The organism is Paenibacillus sp. 05T425 (genome assembly GCF_056396205.1).
Genome location: NZ_JBFTLA010000006.1, coordinates 164,095 through 190,269, shown reverse-complemented (window position 1 = coordinate 190,269; position 26,175 = coordinate 164,095). Strand labels below are relative to the sequence as shown.

At 50.7% G+C, this 26,175-nt stretch carries 34 protein-coding genes; 22 read left to right on the top strand and 12 right to left on the bottom strand.

Annotation, left to right across the window (positions count from 1 at the left end; all coding sequences use genetic code 11):
* Positions 1-11 precede the first annotated feature (11 nt).
* From AC1DF0_RS14960 to AC1DF0_RS14935, 6 genes are all read right to left on the bottom strand, one after another.
* The gene (locus AC1DF0_RS14960) at positions 12-1,907 is read right to left on the bottom strand and encodes a squalene cyclase (RefSeq protein ID WP_442052582.1); all 1,896 of its coding nucleotides are present in this window, start codon (positions 1,905-1,907) and stop codon (positions 12-14) included.
* Between the two features lie 456 nt (positions 1,908-2,363).
* Positions 2,364-2,801, bottom strand: a complete 438-nt coding sequence (locus AC1DF0_RS14955) for a spore germination protein GerPE (protein ID WP_477574481.1) — start codon at positions 2,799-2,801, stop codon at positions 2,364-2,366.
* A complete protein-coding gene (locus AC1DF0_RS14950; RefSeq protein WP_442052584.1) occupies positions 2,791-3,006 on the bottom strand; it encodes a hypothetical protein in 216 nt (71 codons plus the stop codon). Before AC1DF0_RS14950 ends, AC1DF0_RS14955 begins: the two co-directional genes overlap by 11 nt.
* Positions 3,007-3,684, bottom strand: coding sequence for a spore germination protein GerPC (gerPC, locus tag AC1DF0_RS14945; protein ID WP_442052585.1), 678 nt, complete (start codon positions 3,682-3,684; stop codon positions 3,007-3,009).
* Between the two features lie 39 nt (positions 3,685-3,723).
* A complete protein-coding gene (locus tag AC1DF0_RS14940) occupies positions 3,724-3,927 on the bottom strand; it encodes a spore germination protein GerPB (RefSeq protein ID WP_442052586.1) in 204 nt (67 codons plus the stop codon).
* A complete protein-coding gene (locus tag AC1DF0_RS14935) occupies positions 3,924-4,163 on the bottom strand; it encodes a spore germination protein (RefSeq protein ID WP_337101651.1) in 240 nt (79 codons plus the stop codon). The genes AC1DF0_RS14940 and AC1DF0_RS14935 overlap by 4 nt, the downstream gene beginning before the upstream one ends.
* A 174-nt stretch (positions 4,164-4,337) precedes the next feature.
* Between AC1DF0_RS14935 and AC1DF0_RS14930 the strand changes: the two genes are divergently transcribed.
* The 10 genes from AC1DF0_RS14930 to AC1DF0_RS14885 all read left to right on the top strand — a co-directional run bounded on the left by AC1DF0_RS14930 (position 4,338) and on the right by AC1DF0_RS14885 (position 12,403).
* The gene (locus AC1DF0_RS14930; RefSeq protein WP_475821474.1) at positions 4,338-4,763 is read left to right on the top strand and encodes a CS domain-containing protein; all 426 of its coding nucleotides are present in this window, start codon (positions 4,338-4,340) and stop codon (positions 4,761-4,763) included.
* A 164-nt stretch (positions 4,764-4,927) separates the two neighbouring features.
* Positions 4,928-5,128, top strand: a complete 201-nt coding sequence (locus AC1DF0_RS14925; RefSeq protein WP_442052201.1) for a hypothetical protein — start codon at positions 4,928-4,930, stop codon at positions 5,126-5,128.
* Positions 5,129-5,161: 33 nt separating this feature from the next.
* Entirely contained in the window at positions 5,162-5,383 is a 222-nt protein-coding gene (locus AC1DF0_RS14920; protein WP_477574480.1) for a hypothetical protein, read from the top strand.
* Positions 5,384-5,498: 115 nt separating this feature from the next.
* Positions 5,499-5,936 carry a Fur family transcriptional regulator gene (locus tag AC1DF0_RS14915; RefSeq protein ID WP_442052203.1) on the top strand — a complete coding sequence of 146 codons (438 nt, stop codon included), beginning with the start codon at positions 5,499-5,501 and terminating at the stop codon, positions 5,934-5,936.
* Complete coding sequence (yidD, locus tag AC1DF0_RS14910; protein WP_442052238.1) at positions 5,936-6,193, top strand: membrane protein insertion efficiency factor YidD; 258 nt, start codon at positions 5,936-5,938, stop codon at positions 6,191-6,193. The genes AC1DF0_RS14915 and yidD overlap by 1 nt, the downstream gene beginning before the upstream one ends.
* 519 nt (positions 6,194-6,712) lie before the next feature.
* Entirely contained in the window at positions 6,713-8,710 is a 1,998-nt protein-coding gene (metG, locus tag AC1DF0_RS14905; protein WP_477574479.1) for a methionine--tRNA ligase, read from the top strand.
* Positions 8,711-8,978: 268 nt separating this feature from the next.
* Complete coding sequence (locus AC1DF0_RS14900; RefSeq protein ID WP_477574478.1) at positions 8,979-9,968, top strand: metal ABC transporter solute-binding protein, Zn/Mn family; 990 nt, start codon at positions 8,979-8,981, stop codon at positions 9,966-9,968.
* Between the two features lie 73 nt (positions 9,969-10,041).
* A complete protein-coding gene (locus tag AC1DF0_RS14895) occupies positions 10,042-10,866 on the top strand; it encodes a metal ABC transporter ATP-binding protein (RefSeq protein ID WP_477574477.1) in 825 nt (274 codons plus the stop codon).
* Positions 10,850-11,659 carry a metal ABC transporter permease gene (locus AC1DF0_RS14890; RefSeq protein WP_477574476.1) on the top strand — a complete coding sequence of 270 codons (810 nt, stop codon included), beginning with the start codon at positions 10,850-10,852 and terminating at the stop codon, positions 11,657-11,659. The genes AC1DF0_RS14895 and AC1DF0_RS14890 overlap by 17 nt, the downstream gene beginning before the upstream one ends.
* A gap of 30 nt (positions 11,660-11,689) precedes the next feature.
* Positions 11,690-12,403 carry a cytochrome c biogenesis CcdA family protein gene (locus AC1DF0_RS14885; protein ID WP_477574475.1) on the top strand — a complete coding sequence of 238 codons (714 nt, stop codon included), beginning with the start codon at positions 11,690-11,692 and terminating at the stop codon, positions 12,401-12,403.
* Here the strand turns inward: AC1DF0_RS14885 and splB are convergent.
* Positions 12,400-13,467, bottom strand: a complete 1,068-nt coding sequence (splB, locus tag AC1DF0_RS14880; protein ID WP_477574474.1) for a spore photoproduct lyase — start codon at positions 13,465-13,467, stop codon at positions 12,400-12,402. The two genes, AC1DF0_RS14885 and splB, sit on opposite strands and share 4 nt — an antisense overlap.
* A 199-nt stretch (positions 13,468-13,666) precedes the next feature.
* Here splB and mntR point away from each other — a divergent pair, with 199 nt between their 5' ends.
* On the top strand, positions 13,667-14,089 hold the full coding sequence (gene mntR / locus AC1DF0_RS14875; protein ID WP_337101663.1) for a transcriptional regulator MntR: 423 nt from the start codon (positions 13,667-13,669) through the stop codon (positions 14,087-14,089).
* Between the two features lie 68 nt (positions 14,090-14,157).
* Here the strand turns inward: mntR and AC1DF0_RS14870 are convergent, their stop codons facing one another.
* Together AC1DF0_RS14870 and AC1DF0_RS14865 are read right to left on the bottom strand one after the other, a co-directional pair.
* Positions 14,158-14,481, bottom strand: a complete 324-nt coding sequence (locus tag AC1DF0_RS14870; protein WP_442052208.1) for a hypothetical protein — start codon at positions 14,479-14,481, stop codon at positions 14,158-14,160.
* A 26-nt stretch (positions 14,482-14,507) separates the two neighbouring features.
* Positions 14,508-15,539: a DUF1385 domain-containing protein gene (locus AC1DF0_RS14865; protein ID WP_442052209.1), complete on the bottom strand. Its 1,032-nt coding sequence runs from the start codon at positions 15,537-15,539 to the stop codon at positions 14,508-14,510.
* A 211-nt stretch (positions 15,540-15,750) separates the two neighbouring features.
* On the opposite strand from AC1DF0_RS14865, the gene AC1DF0_RS14860 reads away from it, so the two are divergent.
* From AC1DF0_RS14860 to AC1DF0_RS14840, 5 genes are all read left to right on the top strand, one after another.
* Positions 15,751-16,269, top strand: a complete 519-nt coding sequence (locus AC1DF0_RS14860; protein ID WP_442052210.1) for a YqhR family membrane protein — start codon at positions 15,751-15,753, stop codon at positions 16,267-16,269.
* Between the two features lie 173 nt (positions 16,270-16,442).
* On the top strand, positions 16,443-16,883 hold the full coding sequence (gene aroQ / locus AC1DF0_RS14855; protein ID WP_442052211.1) for a type II 3-dehydroquinate dehydratase: 441 nt from the start codon (positions 16,443-16,445) through the stop codon (positions 16,881-16,883).
* A gap of 19 nt (positions 16,884-16,902) precedes the next feature.
* Positions 16,903-17,976, top strand: a complete 1,074-nt coding sequence (locus tag AC1DF0_RS14850) for a M24 family metallopeptidase (RefSeq protein ID WP_477574473.1) — start codon at positions 16,903-16,905, stop codon at positions 17,974-17,976.
* Between the two features lie 27 nt (positions 17,977-18,003).
* Complete coding sequence (gene efp / locus AC1DF0_RS14845) at positions 18,004-18,561, top strand: elongation factor P (protein WP_475821487.1); 558 nt, start codon at positions 18,004-18,006, stop codon at positions 18,559-18,561.
* A gap of 145 nt (positions 18,562-18,706) precedes the next feature.
* Positions 18,707-19,960, top strand: a complete 1,254-nt coding sequence (locus AC1DF0_RS14840) for an aspartate kinase (protein WP_337101670.1) — start codon at positions 18,707-18,709, stop codon at positions 19,958-19,960.
* A gap of 76 nt (positions 19,961-20,036) precedes the next feature.
* Here the strand turns inward: AC1DF0_RS14840 and AC1DF0_RS14835 are convergent, their stop codons facing one another.
* The 3 genes from AC1DF0_RS14835 to comA all read right to left on the bottom strand — a co-directional run bounded on the left by AC1DF0_RS14835 (position 20,037) and on the right by comA (position 22,187).
* Positions 20,037-20,492 (bottom strand): DUF441 domain-containing protein, encoded by a 456-nt coding sequence (locus AC1DF0_RS14835; RefSeq protein WP_337101671.1) that lies wholly within the window; start codon positions 20,490-20,492, stop codon positions 20,037-20,039.
* Positions 20,493-20,591: 99 nt separating this feature from the next.
* Positions 20,592-21,302, bottom strand: a complete 711-nt coding sequence (locus AC1DF0_RS14830) for a 2-phosphosulfolactate phosphatase (RefSeq protein WP_442052216.1) — start codon at positions 21,300-21,302, stop codon at positions 20,592-20,594.
* Between the two features lie 60 nt (positions 21,303-21,362).
* Entirely contained in the window at positions 21,363-22,187 is an 825-nt protein-coding gene (gene comA / locus AC1DF0_RS14825) for a phosphosulfolactate synthase (RefSeq protein WP_475821489.1), read from the bottom strand.
* Positions 22,188-22,344: 157 nt separating this feature from the next.
* Between comA and AC1DF0_RS14820 the strand changes: the two genes are divergently transcribed.
* The 6 genes from AC1DF0_RS14820 to spoIIIAE all read left to right on the top strand — a co-directional run bounded on the left by AC1DF0_RS14820 (position 22,345) and on the right by spoIIIAE (position 26,161).
* Positions 22,345-22,611 (top strand): YqhV family protein, encoded by a 267-nt coding sequence (locus tag AC1DF0_RS14820; RefSeq protein ID WP_337101674.1) that lies wholly within the window; start codon positions 22,345-22,347, stop codon positions 22,609-22,611.
* A gap of 92 nt (positions 22,612-22,703) precedes the next feature.
* Positions 22,704-23,741: a stage III sporulation protein AA gene (gene spoIIIAA, locus AC1DF0_RS14815; protein WP_477574472.1), complete on the top strand. Its 1,038-nt coding sequence runs from the start codon at positions 22,704-22,706 to the stop codon at positions 23,739-23,741.
* On the top strand, positions 23,738-24,256 hold the full coding sequence (gene spoIIIAB, locus AC1DF0_RS14810; RefSeq protein ID WP_442052219.1) for a stage III sporulation protein SpoIIIAB: 519 nt from the start codon (positions 23,738-23,740) through the stop codon (positions 24,254-24,256). Before spoIIIAA ends, spoIIIAB begins: the two co-directional genes overlap by 4 nt.
* Positions 24,257-24,271: 15 nt before the next feature.
* Positions 24,272-24,475 carry a stage III sporulation protein AC gene (spoIIIAC, locus tag AC1DF0_RS14805; protein WP_337101677.1) on the top strand — a complete coding sequence of 68 codons (204 nt, stop codon included), beginning with the start codon at positions 24,272-24,274 and terminating at the stop codon, positions 24,473-24,475.
* A 37-nt stretch (positions 24,476-24,512) separates the two neighbouring features.
* Positions 24,513-24,908 carry a stage III sporulation protein AD gene (gene spoIIIAD / locus AC1DF0_RS14800; RefSeq protein ID WP_442052239.1) on the top strand — a complete coding sequence of 132 codons (396 nt, stop codon included), beginning with the start codon at positions 24,513-24,515 and terminating at the stop codon, positions 24,906-24,908.
* A gap of 5 nt (positions 24,909-24,913) precedes the next feature.
* On the top strand, positions 24,914-26,161 hold the full coding sequence (spoIIIAE, locus tag AC1DF0_RS14795) for a stage III sporulation protein AE (RefSeq protein ID WP_442052220.1): 1,248 nt from the start codon (positions 24,914-24,916) through the stop codon (positions 26,159-26,161).
* Positions 26,162-26,175: the final 14 nt, after the last annotated feature.

Genomic DNA, 26,175 nt, shown 5'->3' with positions numbered 1-26,175 from the left:
ACGGCGAAATCTTAGTTGCCTCCGTACTTATGAATATAGGACGTTAGCGTTAAGAGCGGCCAAATATAATTGTTGCTCACATAATGAACGTATATACTGCCCGGCAGGCCTGCTCCTGTCGGGTATGTGTATGTCCAGTCGTTTCGATCAAGTGCTTGCAGCAATGCCTTTATGCCGCGCTCAATGGCCGGCGTAGATTTCGGAGATACTGCAATTAAACCATCAAGCGCCCATGCCGTCTGAGAGGGCGTGCTCGCATGCAGCGGAACGTAATGCTTCACTTTGTCGCTTAGACAGGACTCTCCCCATCCGCCATCTGCATTCTGAATACTAAGCAGCCAAGCAGCCGCCTTGCGCACAGCGGGATGATCGTTGGCGACGCCGATAGCCGTCAGCCCTTGAAGGGCAGCCCCTGTGCCGTGCGTATAAGCAATTCCCCAACGACCGTACCAACTGCCATCCTTCTGCTGCTGTGACAACACATACCGAACTGAATCCTCCAGCCAGCTTGACGATGACGTCAGATGAAGCTCTTTGCCTAGAAAATAAAGCGTACGTGCCGTTAGGTCGACCGTTGACGGATCGACAGCGATGTCTGCTGCGCCTTCAAAAGTTAGAAAGCTTGGCGGGGTCGTACTCCCTTGGCGCTCAAAAGCAGGCCATCCGCCATCGTCGTTGCGCATGGACATCACCCAGTTAAGGCCTCTTTGCCATGCGGCATGATCATCCTCGATATTCGTTGCTCCCGCAGTGTCTGATTCCGCTACATAAGGAAGCAATGAYCGCAGCGCTGCTGTACTGTCGTCCACGTCGGGATATAGTGTATTTACGTCAGAGAAGCCCCATCCGCCCGGCGGCGTATCCGGATTGTGAATAGCCCAATCGGCCAGCTTGGTCTGTTGTCTAACTTTCAAATAAGCTGCCGCATTGCGCAGAGCGAAGCTCGAAGGCGGAAGTCCGGTTTCTCGAAGCGCGTAGCTGAGCATCGCCGTATCCCATACTTCCGCGGAAGCGACTTGAATATGGGGGCGATCACGGCATAGCAGCGAGCGAATGCCTGCAACCATACGGCTAATTAATGGCGAGTGGTCATCGTAGCCTAATGCGAGCAACGCCATAATCATCAACATCGTTGCTGTTGAGAAGGTGAGCAGCGTACTGTTCGGTTCGAGTCGATCGAGCATGTATTGCTCAGCCCTTTTCCATGCCTCGTGAGAAGCATCAGCAAACAATCCGGTTTGGGCTATCGTATCGAATAAAGCGGAAAAAGCCGCGAAGATCGGAGGATCATTTTTGAATTCCAGATGCCCGTCAATGAACCAATCGGACAGATCGGGAGCGCTTGGCGCGCGTCTAGCATAAAGACTGTTCGCCATAATGACGGTAGGGACAATATGAGCTCTAGCATGGCCTGACAATGTGAATAGATCGAACAGAGGGTGCTCGCCGAACAGGAAGGGCAGAGGCACGCGCAAGGCATTCGGCCATTCCGCCTGTCCCGAAGCGGACAACCATACTTGCGTAAGCAATGATTTCACCTCAGCCAAGCCGCCGCGGCTGCGAATATATTTCTTGGCATTAACTATCGGCGCATCGTACGGGGTATATAAGCCGGCGTAGAGCAGCGCATAGGCTGCCTCGGCCGTTGCGTCCAAATTGCCTTCCCGCTCATCATGATACAGTTTCCAGGAGCCATCAGGCTGCTGTTGGGAAGCAATACGAATCGCTAAGGAACGGATAAAGGGCTCATCGGCGATGTTCAATATCCGCAGTAACATAATCATGTTGCTGTCGGTCGTCAGGCCGTCGTCAAAGCACAGCCGCCATGCGCCGTCTGGTGATTGCAATCTCAGCAATTCTTCGGTCAATTGTTCTATTTTCTCTCGAAGCGGTTTCAAATCCATCATTCGCTTCATCCTTTGCATAGGTTATTCAATATGTATATGCGAGCGGTGGCCGACTCATTAAAGCAAACAAGGCATCGCCACTAGGAGATGCCTTGCCTTTCTAATTCCCATATTGGATTAGCCTTTCGGCTGCACTGTTCATCTATAGGCAGGAGTTAAAATACAACTGCGCGCAATATAATGACTAGTAAGATGAAGAGAACAAGAATAGTACCCGTATTTGACCATAGGCCGTTACCGCAACCAGCACCCACACCTGCTACAGGGTATCCCATAGTTCATTCCTCCTGAAAAGTAAGTTTAGTGTGATGTTTGTACTTAATCACAAGATAAAGTATGCGGCAGTGGCAGAAGAGAACTAGACATTTGTACCTGTATCGATGCAATTCCACTTTTGCCTACCATTTGATTCTTTAATCTTGCGTAGGCTGCTGCCTTTCCTGGCATTTGCCTTTGTCAGCAGAAAGCGCCGGGGACAGGCTTAGGCYGCGGATATTGCCGGATATGCTTAATTCGGGATTCCAAGTTAACGTTCATGCAATTGCCTGCAAGGAAGCTGGATGCCGCGCCTGTAGCCGTAACTTGAATACAGCCGACCGTAATATACGGGTTGCAGTTAATCCTCTCAATCTGGACGCCTTGCCCTGGCTCGTATTGCGGATCAACMAGTTCGGGCAATTGGCGATCAAAGATCCGGTATGATTCGAAAAAGACATCGCCGGCCGTCGTATGATCTTCCTTGCGCTGCACAGCCAATGCGCGAAGCCTGGCATTCGTCTCGCCGCGATCGCCGAATTGTACGGCGGCCGACAACGAGACGTCGATGAGGTATACGGCGGCAATTCGCGCTGTCCGAATCGGGAACGAATCGTTTGGACCGCTATTATTCGGCACTCGCTGCGCCCTCCTCCTGCGCTCCTTCCGGGAGCGGGAGCGGCGCTACGGGACCTACGATGACCGATTCCGGCGGCGTATCGAACATCGAGTTCAACGTGACGTAGTCGGTGTCCCCGATCTGGAACATTGAAGCGCTCGATACGCCGAGTATTTCGATCTGTCCAACGGTGAGCGCATGATTAACGACTTTGAATTGAATCATCTAGACATTGCCTCCTGATGGTGGAATCCCTTTTTGTAGCTGCTGCATATAGGCGAGCATTGCTGCGTCTGCATCTCTTATTGCTTTGACAAGCACAACTTCGCCTGTATTCTCGTTTGTATTCGGAGTTTCATTATCGTTGCCGCTGTTGTTTGATTGTTGCATATAGTAATTGATTCGTGTTGGCATCTGCTTCTTAATATCATTAAGAATGATTCTACGGTGGAACGGATCTAACGGGATGCATAGATCGGTTTCCATGGCGATAAGTCTTTCGGTCGCATCCGTATCGAGATATCGATTCATATTATTGAATATTTCGTTATACAACGGGGATGGAGGCGTCACTGCAGGAGCTGCTGACGGGAACACCTCAGGTGCTGGTGCGGGTGAAGGTACAGATATTTGCTCGATGGACCCAGGAAAGTGATCGCCGCCGCTGCCGGGAGCGGTCATGCCGATATTCAATGTTCCATCCAGCTTCTCAACCTTCAATTGGTCAAAATGATATTCGATGCTCTCGATATTGTAAGCAGGCTTAGCCTCCAACAGCTTCACCTGCTCGCATAACTCGGCAACCTGCTGCTCTAGCTTCTCGATAATCGTTTGCTGGACGGTTAGCTTATGCATCACGTCATGCGCCCAGGCTTGCCAAGGTGACAGCGGACCTTGCTGCATACGTTCCACCTCCTGACGTAACGGTATGTTTACTAGCGATTATGAAGGATTCGGAAGCGGCACGAACGATAACGGATTTTCCGAGCTGAGCTGCGGAGCAGGCCCAGAGAAGCCGCCCGTATTGAAGAGCTGGGACAATGATCGGATCGAACCTGCGCTGCCTACCTGAAGCACCGAGCTGTTCGAGATGCTGTCTATGCGCATCGAATTGATCGTAATCTGCTGATGAATGGTCCAGCTCATATGACGTTAACTCCCGAGGCTACCTCGTTTTGCGTATTGTCTTGCAAATCCGGATCAAGCGTGTTCGTTGCGCTGACGGCATTGTTGGAATTCGTTAAGCTGCCCGTCAGGAAGGATCCCGACCCTGCGTACGTTTTGGAACTGCTATTGGGCGATACTTGCACGGCATCGCCGAACTGAACGATCGAGCTCGATCCGACACTGACTATTTTTACAAAACCTACGACTGCTGGCATGACGTTCACCCTCTTCTATGAATCGGTCTGGCTGGCCTCTCTGATATTACATCTTATGCGGCATTCGCCTAGACGTTACCCGCCCAAGTACTTGCTGTTGCTAAATCAGCCGGCAGTATCCATCGACTAGGCTGGCGCATATATTGGCAGTAGTGCAGGGAGGCAGGTGTGCTGATGGCGTCCAAATGGAATGATATCGAGAAATGGATGGAAGGGCAGCAGCTTCCAAAAGGGTTCGAGGTGCTCAAAGAGCCGGATTGGGTGGAGCAATATGTAAGGAAGCTGATGACCAAAGCGCTGCCTGAGGCTGCCGGCGTAATAACCGGCTCGAAGTCGGCGGCAGTCTCCGAAACGGACCATTTTGTCATCGTAAAAATAAATTTGCCAAAGGATACGGATCGTGAACAGGTAAGGCTGTTCATTCGCGAAGATCGAGTCCGAGTGGAAGGGCTGCCGAAAGGAAATAAAGAGACCGTGAAGCTGCCGGTACTCGTTAAACCGCGAATATGCAAAGCACAGGTGAAGGATGATATCCTTCATGTGAAATTGCGCAAGCGGCCCGTCAATCGCACCTATCATGAGTCGTATATTGTCTGGTAGCGAGGATATCCAGTTCTTTTGCAGGCAAGGGGGGCCGCTTCATTTGTTGCAGGAACTCCTTGTTTTGTCACGAAATCGACCGGGTTTACGGCTGGATAATGGCAGACTTATCCCTTATAATGGCTAGTGACGTGTATATATTAGTCTATAGAGGAGTGTAACCTGTGTCTTTAGTTGATGTTAGTGACGTATCCGCTGCGTTATTTATACTGGGTATCGTGTTCTTATTGCTTATATTTGGTTTGCTCAGCTTCGGCATATTGCGAATGTTCCAGCAGAAGTTCAGGACAGGCTGGTTCTGCTTCGGCGGCGCTGTCGTCAGCTTCGGCGTATTCATGTACATATTAAACGAATGGTTTCTATAGCGCGCTGTAGCCATCTTATTGGAGGAATCGTCGTTGTTCTGGACGTTAATGTGGTTTATCGTTAATATATTGTTCGTGACTTCCGTGATCGTCTTCCTGTTCATGCACCGCGCATACAAGGAAGCGGCTCTTCAGGCTGATCATGAACGGCTTGCCAAGAGCAAGGGCAGAAGGCTGCTGTTTGGTGTGATCAGTGTTGCGTTGTTAATCGCTATGGTAGTCAGCTTCTTAATAAATATGCGAATGAACGGCTAAAATTCGTCGTTTACCGCTATTATAGGTACGTCTGCAAATGGAGGCTCTCATTGACGAGAGCTTTTTTTTTCGGCATTATGAAGATAGCAACTTTCAATGAACGGAGGTACTGACATTGCATACGATAGATGAAATTATACAAAGCATGGCAAGTCGTGGTCTCCGAATTACGGACCAAAGGAAGACTCTCGCTAAGCTGTTCGCCGAGTCCCCCGGTTATTTGGCGCCTAAGGAAGTCTATGAATATATGGGAAAATCGTATACCGGACTTAGCTTTGACACGGTCTACCGCAATTTGCGAGTGATGGAGGAGCTAGGTGTGCTTGAGCAGGTTATGTTCGAGGAGGGCGTGAAGTTCAAGCTTCATTGCAGGGAGCATGACCATCACCATCATATGATTTGCCTGCAATGCGGACGCACTTATCCAATCACGTATTGTCCGATGGAGCAGACGGCTGTGCCCGACGACTTCCGCGTCGTGAAGCATAAATTCGAGGTATTCGGCTATTGCAAGGAATGCGTGCAGGAAGATACGGCCGCGAGCGAACGATAATGGGCAGCGGACGGGCGCTAAGAATAACGCTTCAAGCACCGATTCATTTCTATCGCAAAGTGATATCGCCGCTGAAGCCGCCAACCTGCCGCTTCTATCCGACCTGCTCCATGTATGCGCTTCAGGCGATCGAGCTGCACGGTCCGGCCAAGGGGGCATGGCTTGCGGCAAAAAGAATTGCCCGCTGCCACCCTTTCCACCCGGGAGGTTATGATCCCGTTCCGCCGGTGAATGACGGGAGTGAGGCGTCTTCTTGAAATATAGGAACGTATAAGTTTCACTCTTATACTTACGCCTATATTTCACTGGAATGAAACGCGCCTCGCCGACTAAGGGACGGCGTCAGCCGTATCACCTTGACAAGTGCCGCGTTGCTTCGGTATATTTTTATTATCTAATCGATTATTGAACTGAATCGTAACGTCCTATGAATGGATAAGTACAATGGCATTCCTTGCTCAGAGAGCCGGTCATTATGGTGCAAGCCGGTGAAGGAAGCGATTGGAAGATGGTCCTGGAGGATCCGCCTTCGAGCAGCAGCATCATTCGGGTGCTGGGTAAGATTGCGGCGCAGCGCCGGCGTTAACGGCATGCCGTCATTAGCAGACGGCACACGAAGCGTTCGAGTTAGGCAGGCTTAATAGCCTCTCATAACTTGAGCGAAATTTGGGTGGTACCGCGTGAGTGCATACTCTCGTCCCATGTTGGACGGGAGTTTTTTGCGTTCACTGGCAAGTCTAAGTACGATAGGAACAATACGGGAGGTCGAATAAACGATGTCTAAGAATGAACCTTTTTACATTACTACGCCGATCTATTATCCGAGCGATAAGCTCCATATCGGCCACGCTTATTCTACGGTCGCGGGTGACGCGATGGCTAGATACAAGCGTCTTCGCGGCTATGATGTATGGTATTTGACAGGAACGGACGAGCATGGCCAGAAAATCGAGCGCAAAGCGCAAGAGAAAGGCAAGACGCCGCAGCAATTCGTAGATGATATTGTGGTCGGCATCAAGGAGCTTTGGAAGAAGCTCGATATTACGAACGATGACTTCATTCGGACGACAGAGGAGCGCCATAAGCAGGTTGTTGCTCAAATCTTTGACCGTTTCTTGAAGCAGGACGATATTTACAAGAGCACCTATGAGGGCTGGTATTGCACATCCTGTGAATCTTTTTTCCTGGAGCGCCAGCTTGAAGACGGCAGATGTCCGGACTGCGGCAAAGAGGTCGAGTGGGTAACGGAGGAAAGCTACTTCTTCCGGATGAGCAAATATGCGGACCGCTTGCTGCAATACTATGAAGAGCATCCAGACTTTATCCAACCCGAATCGCGCAAAAACGAGATGATCAACAACTTCATTAAGCCGGGTCTTGAAGACCTCGCTGTATCGCGGACGACATTCGATTGGGGCATTAAAGTGCCGGGAGATCCGAAGCATGTCATCTATGTGTGGATCGATGCGTTGTCCAACTATATTACGGCGCTTGGCTACAACACCGATAATGACGAGAAATTCCGCAAGCATTGGCCTGCAAGCGTACATCTAATGAGCAAGGAAATCGTCCGCTTCCACACGATTTATTGGCCGATTATGCTCATGGCGCTTGACCTGCCGCTGCCGAAAAAAGTGTTCGCGCATGGATGGCTGCTAATGAAGGATGGCAAAATGTCGAAGTCGAAGGGCAACGTCGTTGATCCTGTCGTTCTTATCGATCGTTACGGCTTGGATGCGCTTCGTTATTACTTGCTGCGTGAAGTGCCTTTCGGGGCAGACGGAGCGTTCACGCCGGAAAACTTCGTGGATCGCATTAACTTCGATCTCGCGAACGATCTTGGCAACCTGCTGAATCGTACAGTCGCGATGATTGACAAATATTTTGACGGCGTTATTCCGACAACGAACCTGGTGCCTACAGACTTCGACGAATCGCTCAAGAAGCTCGGCAGCGACACGGTAACCCAAGTGGAAGCGGCGATGGAAGGCATGGAATTCTCGGTTGCGCTTGCTGCAATCTGGCAATTCGTCAGCCGCACGAACAAATATATCGACGAGACGCAGCCATGGGCGCTTGCCAAGGACATTGCTAAAGTCGGCGAGCTTGGATCGGTTATGAACCATCTTGCTGAATCGCTGCGTATTATCTCGATCCTGTTGCAGCCGTTCCTGACGAATGCGCCTCGCGAAATGTGGCGTCAGCTTGGCATCGCGGAAGGCGAGTCGACGACATGGGAGAGCACAAAGAGTTTTGGAATCATTGGCGGAGGCACTCACGTAACGAAAGGTACACCGATCTTCCCGCGTCTCGAGATGGCAGAAGAAGCTGCATATATCGCGGGAACGATGGGGGGAGGCGTCAAGCCGGCAGAGGCTGCGTCGGAAGCGCCTGCTGCTTCTGATTCGTCTGCAAAGGCAGACAAGCCGGAGACGGCCGTGGAATCGAAAGAAGAAATCGGCATCGATGATTTCGCGAAGGTAGAGCTTCGCGTTGCGCAAGTAATCGCGGCTGAACCGGTTGCGAAAGCCGACAAGCTGTTGAAGCTGCAGCTCGATCTTGGTTATGAGCAGCGCCAGGTCGTCTCGGGCATTGCGAAGTTCTACACGCCAGAGCAGATGGTTGGCCGCAAAGTCATTTGCGTGACGAACTTGAAGCCGGTTAAGCTGCGCGGCGAAATGTCGCAAGGCATGATACTCGCTGCTTCGCATGGCGACCAATTGACGCTGGCTACCGTTCCTGACGAGATGCCGAACGGGGCAATCGTTAAGTAAGTTGGCAGCCATCTAAATAAGGCAGAGGCTGATCCTGAACGCTTTGGCGGAAGGGGTCAGCCTCTTTGCCGTCCCCTTATATTTAGGATCAAACGGGTCAATACAGGAGATAGGACGCGCCTTCCGAATCGGAATGAAACTATATTTATCGTTGACAGCCTATAGCTGTCGTCGTATAATACAAAACGTAATCATAACGATTACGATTAAGGCAAAGCGAAGTTAGGCAGCCGGCTATCATCCTAGGAATGAAGAAATGGAGTGTAACATGATGAGAACAAGATCAAGAGGAATACGATACTTAGCTATAAGCTTAGTTGCAGCAATCGCGCTATTGACTGCGGCTTGCGGCAATACATCTAATAATACGAATACAGCAGAGGGCAATACGGAACAAGACGGCAAGCTGAGCGTCGTTACAAGCTTTTATCCCTTATATTTTATGGCTAAGGAAATTGGCGGAGAGCATGTGAAGGTCGATAATCTCGTCGCAGCAGGAGTTGAACCGCATGACTGGACGCCAAAAAGCCGGGATCTGAGTACGGCTTCGAACGCGAATCTATTCCTGTACCACGGGGCTGGGCTAGAAGGCTGGGTTGAGGATTTCCAGAAAGGGTTGTCCAAGGATAGCGGCGTAGCAGTGAAGGAAATGAGCGAAGGCATTACTTTGATTCATGGCGAAGAAGAAGAGGAACACGAGCATGAGCATGAAGGCGAAGAGGACCATGACCATGAAGGTTTGGACCCTCATACGTGGGTAAGTCCGAAATCCGCGCTGATTTTGGCGGAAAACATTAAGGATAGCTTAATCGAGGCAGACGGTACACATAAAGCCGATTATGAGCAAAACTTTGCTGCACTTCAAGAAAAGCTCGTTGCAATCGATGCTGAATATACGGCGGAGCTAACAAAAGCGAGTAAAAAGGATATCGTCGTATCCCATCAGGCGTTCGGTTACTTGGCAAGAGACTATGGCTTGAATCAGGTGGCCATTATGGGATTAAGCCCGGACGCCGAGCCGCGCGCGCAAGACTTGTTGGAAATCGCCAAATTCGTCAAGGAAAACGATGTTCGCGTTATTTTCTTCGAGGAGCTGGTATCCGATAACTTAGCTAAGACGCTTGCCGATGAGGCGGATGTAGAGACGCAAGTTCTTAACCCTCTGGAAGGACTTACATCGGAGCAGGAGAAGGCAGGCGACTCCTACTTGACGCTTATGGAACGAAACTTGCAATATCTGACGCAAGCATTACAATAAAGTGTAACGATAGTCAGGCAAGCGGGCTAATATCGCTGAGATATAGCCCCTTATTGCTGTAAGGAGATAGAACATGCTGCAACCAAAAACATTAATAAACGAAACGCCGAATTGCCATCAGGAGGTTATTTCACTCGACGGCGTATCGTTCTCGTACCAACAGCAGTCGGTCATTTCGAACGTAAGCTTCGGTGTGAAGGAACGCGATTTCATCGGCTTAATCGGAACGAATGGCGCCGGCAAGACGACATTGCTGCGAATGATCGTTGGTTTACTCAAGCCGACGCAGGGGCAGATTCGTCTGTTCGGACAACCGATTGAGAAGTTCAAGCAATGGGAACGGATCGGCTATGTGCCGCAGAAGAACTCGCTTAATCCGTTGTTTCCGGCGGTAGTGAGAGAAGTGGTGCTGTCCGGACTGTATGGGCGGAATAAGCTGTTCAAGAAAGTAACGAAGGAAGATCATCAGAAATGCAATGATGCGCTTCATGCTATGGGGATCGAAGACTTAAGCGAGAAGCGGATCGGTCTGCTCTCGGGCGGTCAGCAGCAGCGCGTATTTCTCGCAAGGGCGCTGATCAACAATCCGTCATTGCTCATTCTGGATGAGCCTACGGTCGGTATCGATACCGAGACGCAGGAAAGCTTCTTCCATATGATCAAGCATATGCATCAGCATCATAATATGACGTTTCTGATGGTGTCGCATGACATGGATATGATTCGGTCGTACCTCGGCCAGCAGCCGGCTTCGGAGAGCGGCAAGCTGAAGTTCTATATTAGACATTCGCATGAGACGCAGGATTGCGTGGAGAGCAATTTGGCACATAGCTTGAAAGGGCTAAGGGAGCAATTGGAGAGCGGGAAAGAGGTTGTTCGGATTGGAGATCGTTACTAGCGAGTTTTTTCAAAGAGCTCTTATCGGGGGCTTGTTAATTGGTGTTACTGCGCCGCTGATGGGCATATTTCTAGTGCTGCGCAGATTATCGATGATCGGAGATACGCTGTCGCATGTATCGATTGCCGGCGTTGCGCTCGGATTCCTTATTGGTGTCTACCCGATAGCGGTAGGTCTTGTGTTCGCCATAGCCGCATCATTCGGCATCGAGAAGCTTCGCAAAGCGTATAAGACGTATGCCGAGCTGTCACTGGCCATAATGATGTCGGGCGGGGTGGCGCTGGCCTCGCTGCTGTTCACGCTTGGCAAAGGATTCAACATGAACGTGAACAGTTACTTATTCGGCAGCATCTACACGCTTAGCAGCGGCGATCTTTATTTGATTGGCGTGGTAACGCTTGTCGTTCTGATTGCGATCCGAACGCAGGTGAAGGAGCTGTTTCTCATTACGTTCGATGAGGATGCGGCTGCAGTAAGCGGGTTGCCCGTCCGTTTCTATAATGTTATGATTAGCGTGCTTACGGCACTCGTTATTAGCGTATCGATCAAGATTGTAGGCGCTTTGCTCGTATCGGCTCTATTAACGATACCGGCTGCGTGCAGTCTAATTATCGCGAGAAGCTTCAAGCAAAGCGTTATTTCGGTTGTTATTATCGGTGAGATTGCTGTCGTTGCCGGCTTGCTGATTGCGGGGGTATGGAACCTTGCGCCAGGCGGAACGATTGTATTGCTGCTAATCGTTATTTTGCTTCTGTTGCTCGTGTTCAAGCGGGGATTGAAGCTAGGCAACTGATCAGCTGATTCGAGATTGAGGTGAAATGGTTTGACCGATGTTAATATTTGGCTGGCGTTTACCGCCGGCATTGCTTCGTTTGTGTCACCTTGCTGCTTGCCCTTATATCCGTCTTATCTATCGTACATAACCGGTATTTCGGTATCCGATCTGAAAGAAAACGACCAGACGAAGAAGCAGCGCATGCGCATGATGTCGCATACGTTCTTCTTCATATTGGGCTTCTGCACGGTGTATTATGCTTTAGGTTATTCGACGAATCTGTTCGCGGAATTTTTCAGCGAATATCGTCAGCTTATCCGTCAATTGTCGGCAATACTTATTATTCTGATGGGCTTGTTCTTGGTCGGACTATTCCAGCCGAAGCTGCTGCTCAAAGACACGAGGAAAAATCTGATTCCGCGGAAATCAAACTATATCAGCTCGTTCGTGTTCGGCATCGGCTTCTCGGCAGGCTGGTCGCCCTGTGTAGGGCCCGTGTTGACTGCAATTCTTGGCTTGGCAGCCTCGTCGCCGGATACGTGGTTCCAGTTAACGACAGCTTATGCGCTCGGATTCGCGATCCCATTCTTCGTATTGGCCTTCTTCCTAGGAACGGCAAGATGGATACTGAAGTACTCTTCCCTTGTCATGAAGATCGGCGGCGGTGTTATGCTGCTCATGGGCGTGCTGCTATTCACGGATCAGATGACGCAAATTACGATTTGGCTTAATTCAATAACGCCGGAATGGCTGAAGTTCTAAGTAAAGTATTCGATCTTCGCTTCCGGAAAATGCTCGAAAATGCGCTCCGATATGAACATGCGGAGCGCATTTGCCTGTTCATCGGGATATACGTATTTGCCTTGTCCCCAGCGGCCCCATTTGTATTTGCGTTTCTCCATGTCCATCTCCAGCTTCGTACGAGGGTAACGCTTCTCAATGACGGTTTTAGCCGTCTTCGTGAACCGGTGCTGAATTAACTCGAACGTGAGATCACGCCTTGCCTCAGGAGGCAAATCGGCAGCCAGAGCGGCAATCAGCTCGCCGTACCCTTCCTCCCAGCCATCATGCCAGATGATCGGCGCGATAATGAAGCCCATCGGATAACCAGCTTTGGCGACCTTGACCGCCGCTTCGATACGCTGTTCGAAACGGGAGGTGGCCGGTTCGAAATGTTTAATGACGTATTTGGCGTTAACGCTGAACCTTATTCTCGTGTGGCCGTTATGCTTTGCATCCAGCAGCGAATCGACATGATGGAATTTCGTGACGAATCGAAGCCTTCCCAACGGCTCTTCGCCAATGAATTCAATCAACTCGCGCAGACTGCCAGTAATGGGCTCGAGTCCGACAGGGTCCGAGGTGCAAGCCGCTTCGAAGCGGGTGATTTCGGGCTTGCGTTCTTCAATGTAACCTTTGGCCGCTTCGATGATGTTGTCGATATTGACGTAGACACGAATATAGGGTTTAGCTCCCAGCGTTGTTTGCAGGTAACAATAATGACAGTGCGCCATGCAGCCAGTTGCGATAGGAATTGCGTACTCCGCTGAAGGCTTGGACGTATCGAATTTGAGTGTCTTTCGAATGCCGACGACAAGCGTGCGTTTTGCAATTTTATATTGCTCCAGCTCCGTATCGCCGGGCAGATTCGTAATGCGGTTATGCGAGGTTGTCATACGATAAGGAATGCCCTGCTCCTTCACCCATTCAAAAATGCGTTTGCCTTTCGGGTAATCGAGCGCGGAGGGCTCGAAATAAACAAGCTCGGGGACGAAGGAAAGCGTTGAACGGTCTATTTTCGGACGATCAATCACGTTAGCGCTCATGTAAGCAAAGTCCTCCTCGAATAATGGCATTCATGCTTGGCATCATTGCTTATAGTGTATGGAATTCAAGGACGAACCAAACTGGAAAGATGCAGTGCGGCGTTTCGGACAGGTTGCAGTGTCAGGCTCGTACAGTGTATGATACATAGAGTAACGCCGAGGAAACAAGGTGAAGATGCAGGGTTAGGGGGTTCTTCAGGTGCCGACTCCGAGCATGGAAGACTACTTAGAGAGAATTTATAAGCTCATCGACGAAAAAGGATATGCGCGTGTTTCGGATATTGCGGAAGGCTTAGAGGTACATCCGTCCTCGGTCACGAAGATGATACAGAAGCTCGACAAAGACAACTATTTGATCTATGAGAAGTATCGCGGTCTTGTTCTTACGAATAAAGGAAAAAAAATGGGCAAGCGGTTGGTTGACCGTCATCAATTGCTGGAAGATTTCCTGACGACGATTGGCGTGCAGGATGAAAATATTTATCGCGACGTAGAAGGAATCGAGCATCATTTGAGCTGGGATTCCATTACATGCATTGAGACGTTGGTTGAATATTTCCGCCGTGACAGCCAGCGGCTGGAGGAGCTTCGCTCCTTGCGCTCCGAACTGGACAGCGAGTAGAGTACATAGCAATGAATAATGAAAAAAGGGATTGCAGCCCGCGCGGGCCGCAATCCCTTTTTTCGTTGTTAGTGATACTTAGGCATATCGTTGTCGTCCTTGCCGCCTTCAATGACTCGGAACGGCACCGTCTTGGAACGTGGACGGCTCGTCTTCGGCTTAGCTGCCGTTGATGAACGGCCTTGTTTGACGCGCGTCTGGCTCTGACCCGTGCGGCGATACCCTTGCAAGAACGAAGGCGGATATTTGTAAAGGAGGAAGATCGCGCCGAGTATGACGATGGGAAGGATGAAGCCGAACGGATTCGTCGTTATGCTGAACAACACTCCGATTACGAGCAAAATTAATATCGTAATTGACCATCCATTCCATTTTCCTTGTACTCTGCTCATCGCTATTCCTCTTTTCTTATTAGAAATTAAGCTTTCGTCATTTGTTGCTCCAACTCGCGCATCCGGTTGAAGGAAGCGATGGATACGGCAACTTGCTCGTCTTGCGGTTCTTTGGTCGTCAATAGCTGAAGCCATAGCCCTGGATAGCCAAGGTAACGTAGTACCGGAATGTCTCTAAGCGCGTTCGTCCACTTCAGCACCTCGTAGGAGATGCCAAGCACGACTGGCAGCAGGAGGACACGGATGTACACGCGTTCCCAGATCGAATCCCATGTGAAGACGGGCAGCGAGTATATAACGACGCCGACGATAACGGTAAATACAATGAAGCTCGAACCGCAACGGTAGTGCAGACGGCTGTATTTCTGAACATTGCGCACCGTCAGATCTTCACCGGCTTCATAAGCGCTAATGACCTTGTGCTCAGCGCCGTGATACTGGAAAAGACGCTTGATGAGCGGTGTCATCGAGATGAAATACAGATACGTAAGCAGCAGGATGATTTTAATAAGTCCTTCTAATAAATTATGACCGATTTTGTTGCTGAATACCCCTGCGAATAGCAATTCTTCCAGCGCGGCAGGCACTGCAGTAAATATGAGCTTGCCGAAGATGAAGGACAGGACGCCGGCAACGGCTACGCCGACAACCATACTAATGCTCCAGCCTCCGGATTTCTTCTCTTCCTTGCTTTCTTTCGTAACATCGATTGAAGCTGCTTGTGCGTTAGCGTCGGCCTTGTTATCCTTGGCCTCGCTCGTCTCATCCTCCGCATAAGCTTCCATGGAGAAGTTAAGATGCTGCGACCCTTTGGCGCTTGATTCGATAATGCCAACTACGCCGCGCAGTAAAGGGATTTTTTTTAAGCGTTGTACCCAAGGCTTCGAGACGGAAGGGACCTCGTAAAATACGATTTCATCGTTTTTGCGCCGTACGGCCGTTACGTTAACGTGTTTGCCTGCAAACATTACGCCTTCGATAACAGCTTGTCCGCCATAAGCGCGTCTAATATCCTGCGGCAAGAGCTTGTCACCATCCCCAAAGTAAGGTTTCGTCATCAATCCTATTGCGACGAATCTGTCTATCGTTTTGTAAGTCTATTGTACTTGATCTATGCGTGAATTGCCAACGTCATCATCATCCAGCAGCGCATGTTATAGGTGCATGTTGATTCTGTTATTCGTGTGGCATTGATGAATTGCGAAGAAGGCGATTGTCACATAATAAAGGAGTCAGATACAAGATAGCGAAGAAAGGCGGTCAATTAAGATGTCGACGTTGGCTAAGAACAAACGCAGCGATCAGGAAGTCTACTCGGATCATCATACGAATCCATGGACGTACCCGATGATGATAGGACTTTACGCCGGAATCATATGGGGCGGACTTAGGTGGGTGTTCTATCAAATTAAGTTTACTACCGTGCTGCCGGGGTTTATAGGCGATCCGTTTTTTAAGCAGTCTTTTTTGAGGACGGGATGGGGGGGACTAGCCGGAGTAGGATGCTATGTCTTATTTTCAATTGCTGCGGCACTGTTGTATAAGCTGGTTCTCGGGAAATTGCGCGGCCCATGGCCGGGAATCGGTTACGGCGTATTCTGGTGGGCGCTTATCTTCTTATTGCTAGGCCCAATGCTCGGTATGACGGCATCAATTACGAAATCTGGCTGGAATACATTGTTCACAGAGATCTGCGTATTCATTCTTTGGGGGCTGTTTGTCGGCTATTCCATCGCTTTCGAATTTACGGACGAAGCTTCGCGGGAGCCGATTCCGGCACCGACATGAGTTATCACTTCTCAAGCGGCCGGCATTTGTGGTAAAATGTGAAAGCCGTTTACGCTAGAGAATGAAAGCAGTATCAGCTTAAACTCTAATACATCGCTCGAGCTTCCCAGCGTGACGACAGATGTGCTCTTCTACCGGGCACACAAAGCTGCGTTCGTAGGGGAGGTTAATTCATGAGCAAAGTTCTCGTTCTAAACGGTCCTAACCTGAATATGCTGGGCATTCGAGAGCCTGGGGTGTATGGAACGGAAACGCTGGCCTATATTGAATCGCTTGTGAGGGAGAAGGGCGAGGCGCTTGGCTTCGAAATCGATTTCTTCCAAACGAACCATGAGGGCGAGATGATCGACAGGATACATAGTGCTTTCGGCATTGCTAACGGAATCGTCATTAATCCTGGCGCTTGGACGCACTACAGCTACGCCCTGCGAGATGCGCTTAGCGCGGTAAGCTTGCCGATCGTTGAAGTGCATTTGTCCAACATTCATAAGAGAGAAGCGTTCCGGCATGTATCGGTTATCGCTCCGGTTGCCGTCGGACAGATTGCGGGCTTTGGCGCGCATAGCTACTTATTGGGCTTGGATGCGTTGGCACGGCATTTGCAAAGTAAGTGAATGAAAGGAAGTGTAGCTTATGTCAAACGAAAGAGTAAACCGTCTGCGCAAGCTGCTAGTGGAATCAAGCTATGAAGCCATTCTAATCGGGAGCGATATTAATCGCCGCTATATCAGCGGATTCACAGGCTCCTCAGGAATGGTGCTTATTACGCAGGACGAAAGCTATTTGCTCACTGATTTCCGGTATCGTACACAAGCGCCGCAGCAGGCGGCAGGCTTTCAGATCGTGGAGCATGGTGCGAATCCGATTAACGATGTGCGTGAACTGCTTGCCAAGCACGGCATTAAGCAGCTAGCTTTCGAACAGGATCATGTCGTCTACAGCCAATACTCAGCTTGGGCTGAGGCGTTGCCAGGCATTGAACTGCAGCCTTCCGGCGCGCTCGTAGAGAAGCTTCGGATGATTAAGGACGCAGCAGAGCTTAAGGTGATGCAAGAAGCTGCCGATCTGGCGGACAAGACGTTCAGTCACATTCTGAATATCATTAAGCCGGGCATCAGAGAGTCGGATATTGCCCTTGAGATGGAAGTGTTCATGCGCAGTCATGGCGCAACTTCATCTTCTTTCGACACCATTGTTGCATCCGGTGAGCGATCAGCGCTTCCGCATGGTGTTGCAAGTGATCGCCTTGTAGGACAAGACGAATTTGTTAAGCTTGATTTCGGCGCTTATTATCAAGGCTATTGTTCTGATCTTACACGGACAGTAGTGGTCGGCACGCCGACCGAGAAGCACCGTGAAATATATTCTATCGTGCTGGAAGCGCAGTTACATGCGCTTGAGCATATTAAGCCGGGCATTAGCGGCCGTGAAGCGGATGCGCTTGCCCGTGACGTTATTGCGAAGTACGGCTACGGCGATCTATTCGGACATGGCACTGGTCACGGCCTTGGCATGGAGATTCATGAATCGCCCCGATTGTCGAAGCTCAGCGATACGATTTTAACCCCCGGCATGACTGTAACGGTAGAGCCTGGCATATACATTCCCGGCTTCGGCGGGGTTCGTATCGAGGACGATATCGTGATTACGGAAACCGGTATTAAAATATTAACCTCATCTCCGAAAGAGCTCATTATTTTGGGATAGGAACAATTTATTCAGGAGGTATATTCAGTGATTTCAGTAAATGATTTTAAAACAGGCTTGACCGTACAGGTCGACAACGACATCTTCTCGGTAATTGACTTCCAGCACGTTAAACCGGGCAAAGGCGCGGCTTTCGTTCGTTCCAAATTGCGCAATCTTCGCAACGGCAACGTTGTTGAGAAAACGTTCCGTGCGGGCGAGACAATCGGCCGTGCAATCATTGAGAACCGCGAAGTGCAATACCTGTACAACTCCGGTTCCGAATATACGTTCATGGACAACGAGACTTACGACCAATTCAACCTCGACAAGAAACAGCTTGAATGGGAGCTTAACTTCTTGAAAGAGAACATGAACGTTAACATCTCCAGCTACCAAGGCGAAATCCTCGGTATTCAGATGCAAACGAGCGTTGATCTGAAAGTAACGGAAACGGAGCCGGGCGTGAAAGGCAACACGGCTCAAGGCGCAACGAAAAACGCGACGCTTGAGACTGGTCTTACGGTTCAAGTTCCTTTGTTCATCAACGAAGGCGACGTGCTTCTGATCGACACGCGCGAAGGTAAATACATTTCCCGCGCTTAGTTGCAGCGGGATTTGAAAATGATGGAAAACCGTCCGGTGCTTGCATTCGGACGGTTTTTTTTTGTGGGTTTATATACCCATTAGCTTGCGATTTGTGTTATAATATTGACTTGTATGTATATGTCAAGGTTGGGAGTGAACAGCTTTGTCGTTGATAGTGATGAAGTTTGGCGGCAGCTCTGTCGGTACACCGGAGAGAATGCAGCGCGTAGCAAAACGTATAATTGAAAGGCAGCAGGAGGGCAACCAAATCGTGGTCGTCGTCTCTGCCATGGGTGATACGACCGACGATTTAATCGATCAGTCGAAGGAGCTGAATCCGAATCCGCCGGCGCGCGAGATGGATATGCTGCTTACCGTAGGTGAGCAAATATCGATCGCGTTGCTATCGATGACGATTCATCAGGAGGGTCATAAAGCACAATCGTTCACGGGCTGGCAAGCAGGCATCCGCACTGAAGCTGTTCATGGTAAAGCGAAGATGACCAATATTCAGCCTGACCGGCTGTTCAAAGCGTTAGAGGAAGGCAATGTTGCGATCGTTGCCGGATTCCAAGGGATGACCGAGGAAGGCGAAATAACGACGCTTGGCCGCGGCGGCTCGGATACGACGGCCGTTGCGCTTGCAGCTGCTATCAAAGCGGACGTATGCGAGATTTATACCGACGTTGACGGGATCTATTCGACTGATCCGCGCGTCGTTAAGAATGCCCGCAAGCTGAATGAAATTTCCTATGACGAAATGCTGGAGCTTGCCCATCTTGGAGCGGCAGTATTGCATCCGCGAGCAGTGGAATATGCGAAGCATAACAATGTGAAGCTGGTTGTTCGATCCAGCTTTACCCAAAATGAAGGTACGAGCGTAAAGGAGGAAGCGGTCATGGAGCAAGGCGTGGTCGTTCGCGGCATCGCGTTTGACAAAAATGTAGCTAGAATCAGCATTATCGGCGTTGAGGATATTCCTGGCGTGCTTGCTGGTGTATTCGGAGCGTTGGCGGGCAACGGCATCGACGTTGACATTATCGTTCAAAGCGGCGTGCAGGACGGCAAAGCAGACTTCTCCTTCACGGTATCGCGTGACGACAAGGACAAAGCGATTAACGTAATCGAGAGCATTCGCTCCTCTTTCCCTTATCGCGAAGCAAGCTCCGAGGAAGATTTAGTCAAAGTGTCGATCGTTGGCGCAGGCATGGTCAGCAATCCAGGCGTAGCTGCGAAAATGTTCGCGGCGATCTCTTCTCTCGGCGTAAGCATCAAAATGGTAAGCACGTCCGAAATCAAATGCTCCTGCGTTATTTCAGCAGAGCCGCTGAACGAAGTTGTACGTGCGCTTCATACCGCATACGACCTCGACACGGCAGAGCAAGTATTCGTAGGCGGACCGCAGGACCGTCGCTAATCGCAATCATAAGTTAAGCAAGCCCGCGTCGGTATCAGCCGAGCGGGCTTTTTTTCATTATTCGGAAATCATGCAGCTACCCGCCCATAAGCTTAAACAGCTTGTACAATATAGCTGTAATACCGGCAGCCATAAGCGGCCCGACAGGGATGCCGCGCATGAAGACGATGCCGACGATGGAGCCTAGCACAAGCCCGACAATGATCTGAGGGTCGACCTTCAACAGTTCGAGCCCTTTGCCGTTAATATAAGTGGCGGCAGCGCCGCCAAGCAGGGCGAGCCAGCCTGGCCAGGAGCTTAGCGCCGCTAACAATTCTTTCGACTGGATCCGTCCCGATGCGAAAGGGACGAGTACGCTGAAGGTTAGAAATAATAAGCCAATCTCCAAACCTCGCCTTTCAATCGCAGGTAGAAAACGTTCCAAATGAACGAGCTTAACTGCGAGTAGCAGGCAAGCGGCGGTGGCGATGATCGGAGATCGGCCAACTAAACCAATTATAATCAAGCCTACTAATATAATTTCACCGACCATCCCCAACGACTCCTCGAACAATGATATGTCCAGCAAACCACCTGATAAGCGGCCTTTGAACAGTTCATTATATGGACAAGCGGTCGTCAATATGTCACTCTAGCTTCTCGTCAACAAATCCCCGTTCAGCCTTGGAACGGTCTGATAGACGTCGACAGCCGCACAGGCTTCGACATCTTTTTTGAAGCCAAGCTTGCATAACCGTTTACCCGACATGCCACTCAACAAGGTTTCGACAATGTGGTTTGCCCGATTGCGATAAAGCGCGAGCATAGCGATTCCGAAGTCGTCCGTCTCTACTGGCCCTCCGCCAAGCTCTTGCAGCTTGTTCAGTACAAGTCCGGCGCATAAACCATCCTCGATAGCGAATTCATCATGGCTGCCCGCGCATAACAGCACGACATCTCGGCGCAGGTCAAGCGCTGCTTTGGCGCTTGCTTCGGCATTCAGCAACGAGGCGGTAAGTACATAATCCGCTCTCATCGATTTGTGAATGGCCCTCGTTCCGTTTGTCGTCGTTAAGATGACGCGTTTGCCAGCTACATTTTGCTCGGAATATTCATCAGGCGAGTTGCCTAGATCAAATCCTGCTATTTTACGGCAAAATCGTTCACCTCCTAGCAGGTCGCCCGGTTTCTGGAGCGCGCGCGCCTCCATAACCGTTTCCGCAGGGAGGACACAGGAAGCGCCAGCCTCTATTGCGGAAATGATCGTGCTCGTAGCACGCAGAACATCGATTATAATTGCCGTTTTATGATGGAACTTGGCCGAACTGGCCTCATTAACGCTTGAAATGACTTGCACTTGCATCGTCTCGTCTCCGCCTCTCCTTCGGCTATTGTTATAGACCTCGCAGTCATAGCCAAAGCATCAAATCATATAAAAGAACGTATCCGACTGTCCGAACTCGAAGGTGTCGGAGCGCAAGCCCCGCCTCATAGCCTCCAGCGCCAGTACGTCTGAAGGCGCAATGTTCCCGAGATGCACGTCAGCGCCGAAATAGCGAAGCAAATGAACCTGCTGCTGCTTCTGCGGCGCTTCCCACATGAGCCGCTTATGCTCCGCAACCCGGCTAATGACTTCTTCCAGCATGCTGTCCCTGCATTTGCCGGATTCATCGAATAAGCCGACATCTACGCCGGATTCTCTAGCTTCAACGGTTACAAGCATAGCTCCTGCATCCCAGTCACATTCCGCGGTGAAGGCTAGCTCCTCGGGATCGATTAATGAGCCCGCTGCCTTTTTGCCATATTCCGTAATGACGTGGAGTCCTCTGGAAATGCCTTCTTTAATAAGGCCGGTTCTTCGTTTGCGGTCCAGCTCGATCGTGCCGTCTGACACTTCAATGCCGTTGAAGCCCATCTGACATACCGTATCCATGAAAGAACCGATTTCTTGCTGAGCAACTGCAGCCTCCAGAAGCGTGCCTCCAGGCATAACGATAAGTCCTTGCTCTCTAGCCAGCGTGAGCTTCTGCTGAAGCAGCTCGGGCGTATAGAGAACGGAAGTGCCGAATGCTAGCTTAACGATGTCGACATGCGGACCGGCTAGCTGCACGAAATCAGCGAACTGATGGAAGCCCATCCCTTTGTCGATCACCATCGTTTGTCCGAATCGGTTCATTCGGCTAGCAGCCCGTTTGCCGCTAGGATCTTGCAATAGTCGATTCCAGCCCGTGGCTGATGCAATAGTCATGACGATCGTCTCCTTGCCCGCGCTTTGCTTGGGACAGTATTGTAATCCAATGGTTTACTATATGCGTCATTTGTTAGGCATGTGCCCTGCATGAAATAGAGACAAGCAAGCATAAGCATAGGTAATAGCATCTTATTGGAAAGGAGGCTGATTTCACGTGTTGAACAAAATCGTATTGTCGATGGCGTCGCTTCGGTTAATGTCCGGTACGATCGAGATTTGCGCCGCCCTGCTCATGTTGAAGCTGAACCAAATCGACAAGGCGCTAATCATCAATTCATCGCTCGCTTTTGTCGGGCCCGTCATCCTGCTCGCCACGACGACAATCGGACTAATCGGTATGGCAGACAAGCTCTCGCCGGCGAAGTTCACCTGGGTTGCGATTGGTATCATCTGCCTAATGATCGGTATTTTGAAAAAATAATAGATTCTAGCAATTGCGTGGGCGAGTCATATTTTCGCCCTATCTGCATACAATTGGAACTACGAGAGGACAAACATCCAGGAGTGATGAGCATGCTGTCGCGAGTCATACATTTGCTGCCGCTTGAATTAAAGTCGTTGCTAGAGCGTCTTCCCGCTCAGGTTAAAGAGCAGCTAGAGGAAATACGAATCCGGGAGGGACGTCCGCTCGAAGTTGGTTTTCGCGGTCAATCCCGCTTTGTTGCAAACGACGGATCGCTCCGGCAATCGACTACGGACGATACGTATAAGTCGAGCAGCGATCTATGCCGTAAGCTGCTTGAGAGAATTACGAACTATTCCWTGTATGCAATGGAAGAAGAGCTGCGAAGAGGTTTTATTACCGTTACGGGCGGCCATCGAATTGGACTTGCTGGCAGAACGATTTTGGACGGCGGGACGGTAAGAGGAATTCGGGATATCGGGGCATTCAACATCCGAATCGCAAGAGAAGTACTCGGAGCTTCGACACACTTGCTGCCTAAGTTGCTGGATAAGTCGCGCAAGACGCTGCTATCGACGCTCATCCTAGCACCGCCGCAGCAAGGCAAGACAACGCTCATCCGCGATATTGCGAGATCGGTCAGCTACGGTTATTGGCAGCAAAGCGATCTGGAGGGCTGGCAAGGGCGCAAGGTTGGCATCGTTGATGAACGTTCAGAGATTGCTGCATGCATGAGGGGCATTCCGACGTTCGACATTGGGCCTCGCACCGACGTCATGGATGCTTGCCCGAAAGCAGAGGGAATGATGATGCTTCTTCGCTCGATGTCTCCTGAGGTTATCATCGCCGATGAGATTGGTCGTCCGGAGGATGGCGAAGCGATTCGGGAGGCGAGTCATGCGGGTGTTAGTGTCGTAGCGACCGCGCACGCGTACGATTTGCAGGATGCGCGGGGAAGGCCGGTGCTTCAGAAGCTCCTTGACGAAGGGACCTTCGCTAACGTCGTTGAACTGAAGCGAACGGCAGATGGAATTATGCATCGCGTTGTAGCTTCGGGCGGCAAGCGGTATGACACCTTTGACCCGGTCGTTGCTTCATCTCGGCGCGAGGCAAGCACTAGCAGCCGGTTCAGAGCTGGTGAGCCGTGATTAAGCTGCTTGGAGCAGTTCTCATCCTGATCGCGGGCACGATGATCGGTTTCCAGCAGGCCGCTAGATTTGCGGATCGGCCGAAGCAGCTTAGGCAGCTCGCTCATGCGCTGCAACGGTTGGAGACGGAGATAGGCTACGGACATACGCCGCTTCCTGAGGCGCTCGAACGAACGGCGGAAGCCTCGCCCGCACCGTTGTCCGAGCTGTTCCGCAGTGCAGCGGGCGGGGTGTGGCAAGGCGATGAGAAATCATTCCGCGAAAGCTGGGAGCAAGCCGTTAACGAGCAATGGCCATACACCTCGATGCGTTCAGGCGAGCAAGCCGTTATGCTGCGTCTTGGCTCAACGCTGGGTATAAGCGACAAAGAGGATCAGATGAAGCATTTGCGGCTAGCTTTATTGCAATTGAAATCGGAAGAGGATGCAGCCAGAGACGATCAAGGTCGCTATGAGAAAATGTGGAAAAGCCTTGGCGTATTGATCGCAGCGCTGATCGTCATATTGATGGTGTAATGGGGTGCCGTACGGATGAACATGGATGTGAGCGCGATTTTCCAAATTGCCGGCATCGGGATCGTCATTGCAATGATCCATTCGGTTCTGAAGCAAATGGGAAAGGAAGATATGGCGCAATGGGTAACGCTCATCGGGTTTGTTGTCGTCTTACTGATGGTTGTAAGACTGTTGAACGACCTTTTTCAAGAAATTAAGACGATATTTCTGTTCCAGTAGACGTCTGCAGCTAGACGCATTCGAGTAGGTGAACGAAGTGGAAATCATTCAAGTCGTCGGCCTCGGCCTGATGTCAACCGTCCTCATTCTTGTCGTACGGGAGCAGAAGCCGATGTTCGCCTTCCTGCTTACGGCATTTACGGGATTGTTCATCTTCCTGTATCTGATCGGCAAGATCGACATCGTCATCACGGTGCTTGAGGATCTGGCCAATCGGTCGGGCATTCCGTCCATTTACCTGAAGACGATTTTGAAAATAATCGGGATTGCCTATATCGCCGAGTTCGGAGCGCAGATTGTGAGAGATGCAGGGCAGGAAAGCATCGCGTCAAAAATAGAATTCGCCGGCAAGGTGTTCATCCTTGTCATGGCCGTACCGATCATAAGCGTCATCGTCGAGACAGTGATCGGCTTACTGCCGGCAGGGAGCTGATGCCTATGCTGACTATATCCAGCACCTTAGATCGGGCCAAGCTGCTGCTCGCCGTGATGGCGGCCGTACTGCTATTCTCATTCGTGCCTTCGGTGTCGGGAGAAGCCGGCATCTATGCAGAAGAGCCTGCTGCAGCCGGGACGAGCCAGTCGGAGCAGTTGACGAACGAACTGGCCGCTGATCAGATCGGCGGGCTCGATACAGACGCGGTAGAGAGCTATTGGAATAAGCTCCGCAGCGAATATGGCGGTTACTTTCCCGAACAGCGTGTGCCGAGCTTCATGGAAATGATTATGCCTGGCGGCGGAGGGCTTAAGCTAACCGATGTGCTGAAGGGCATCATGAAGTACTTCTTGCATGAAGTGCTCTATAATGGGCGGCTGCTCGTCACGATTGTGCTTTTGACGGTGTTCAGCATGGTTCTCGAAACGTTGCAGAACGCTTTCGAACGAAATGCCGTCAGTAAGGTCGCTTACTCCATTACGTACATGGTCATGATTATTATTGCGGTCAACAGCTTTCACGTCGCAATCGGCTATGCAAGGGAAGCGATCGAGAGCATGATTCAATTCATGCTTGCGATGGTGCCGCTGCTCTTGACGCTGCTGGCTTCGATGGGCAATGTCGTGTCGGTGTCGGTGCTTCATCCGCTTATTATTTTCATGATACACGCAGTCGGCACGCTGATCTATACGGTCGTATTTCCGCTGCTGTTCTTCTCGGCCGTGCTCCATATTACGAGCGCCTTAACCGACAAGTTCAAGGTGACGCAGCTCGCGAACTTGCTTCGCAACGTAAGCGTTGGCGTACTTGGAGCGATGCTCACCATCTTCCTTGGCGTCATATCCGTACAGGGCGCAACCGGGGCGGTGACGGACGGTGTTACGCTCAGGACTGCCAAATTCGTAGCCGGCAACTTTGTTCCCGTCGTTGGTCCAATGTTCTCGGGTGCTGCAGATACCGTCATATCGGCTTCAATGCTGGCGAAGAATGCAATCGGATTAGCCGGGGTTATTATCCTGTTATTCATCAGCTCATTCCCAGCGATCAAAATAATGACGCTTGCGCTCATCTACAATTTGGCAGGAGCGATCATGCAGCCGCTTGGCGATTCGCCCATCGTAACCTGCCTGCAGACGATTGGGAAAACGATGATATATGTGTTCGCAGCGCTTGCGGCCGTGAGTCTGATGTTTTTCCTGGCGGTGACGATTATCCTGACAGCCGGCAACGCCGCAATGATGGTCAGATAGGAGGGAGCGAGTAG

Excerpts from the sequence above, each read along its gene's own strand:
- AC1DF0_RS14900 (WP_477574478.1), top strand. The coding sequence starts at position 8,979 with ATGATGAGAACAAGATCAAGAGGAATACGATACTTAGCTATAAGCTTA.
- yidD (WP_442052238.1), top strand. The coding sequence starts at position 5,936 with ATGGGCAGCGGACGGGCGCTAAGAATAACGCTTCAAGCACCGATTCAT.
- splB (WP_477574474.1), bottom strand. The coding sequence starts at position 13,467 with ATGAGCGCTAACGTGATTGATCGTCCGAAAATAGACCGTTCAACGCTT.
- AC1DF0_RS14940 (WP_442052586.1), bottom strand. The coding sequence starts at position 3,927 with ATGAGCTGGACCATTCATCAGCAGATTACGATCAATTCGATGCGCATA.
- AC1DF0_RS14835 (WP_337101671.1), bottom strand. The coding sequence starts at position 20,492 with ATGGTCGGTGAAATTATATTAGTAGGCTTGATTATAATTGGTTTAGTT.
- AC1DF0_RS14850 (WP_477574473.1), top strand. The coding sequence starts at position 16,903 with ATGTCAAACGAAAGAGTAAACCGTCTGCGCAAGCTGCTAGTGGAATCA.
- AC1DF0_RS14865 (WP_442052209.1), bottom strand. The coding sequence starts at position 15,539 with ATGACGAAACCTTACTTTGGGGATGGTGACAAGCTCTTGCCGCAGGAT.
- AC1DF0_RS14870 (WP_442052208.1), bottom strand. The coding sequence starts at position 14,481 with ATGAGCAGAGTACAAGGAAAATGGAATGGATGGTCAATTACGATATTA.
- aroQ (WP_442052211.1), top strand. The coding sequence starts at position 16,443 with ATGAGCAAAGTTCTCGTTCTAAACGGTCCTAACCTGAATATGCTGGGC.
- AC1DF0_RS14860 (WP_442052210.1), top strand. The coding sequence starts at position 15,751 with ATGTCGACGTTGGCTAAGAACAAACGCAGCGATCAGGAAGTCTACTCG.
- AC1DF0_RS14895 (WP_477574477.1), top strand. The coding sequence starts at position 10,042 with ATGCTGCAACCAAAAACATTAATAAACGAAACGCCGAATTGCCATCAG.
- metG (WP_477574479.1), top strand. The coding sequence starts at position 6,713 with ATGTCTAAGAATGAACCTTTTTACATTACTACGCCGATCTATTATCCG.
- gerPC (WP_442052585.1), bottom strand. The coding sequence starts at position 3,684 with ATGCAGCAAGGTCCGCTGTCACCTTGGCAAGCCTGGGCGCATGACGTG.
- comA (WP_475821489.1), bottom strand. The coding sequence starts at position 22,187 with ATGACTATTGCATCAGCCACGGGCTGGAATCGACTATTGCAAGATCCT.
- AC1DF0_RS14935 (WP_337101651.1), bottom strand. The coding sequence starts at position 4,163 with ATGCCAGCAGTCGTAGGTTTTGTAAAAATAGTCAGTGTCGGATCGAGC.
- AC1DF0_RS14830 (WP_442052216.1), bottom strand. The coding sequence starts at position 21,302 with ATGCAAGTGCAAGTCATTTCAAGCGTTAATGAGGCCAGTTCGGCCAAG.
- spoIIIAC (WP_337101677.1), top strand. The coding sequence starts at position 24,272 with ATGAACATGGATGTGAGCGCGATTTTCCAAATTGCCGGCATCGGGATC.
- spoIIIAE (WP_442052220.1), top strand. The coding sequence starts at position 24,914 with ATGCTGACTATATCCAGCACCTTAGATCGGGCCAAGCTGCTGCTCGCC.
- AC1DF0_RS14950 (WP_442052584.1), bottom strand. The coding sequence starts at position 3,006 with ATGATTCAATTCAAAGTCGTTAATCATGCGCTCACCGTTGGACAGATC.
- AC1DF0_RS14930 (WP_475821474.1), top strand. The coding sequence starts at position 4,338 with ATGGCGTCCAAATGGAATGATATCGAGAAATGGATGGAAGGGCAGCAG.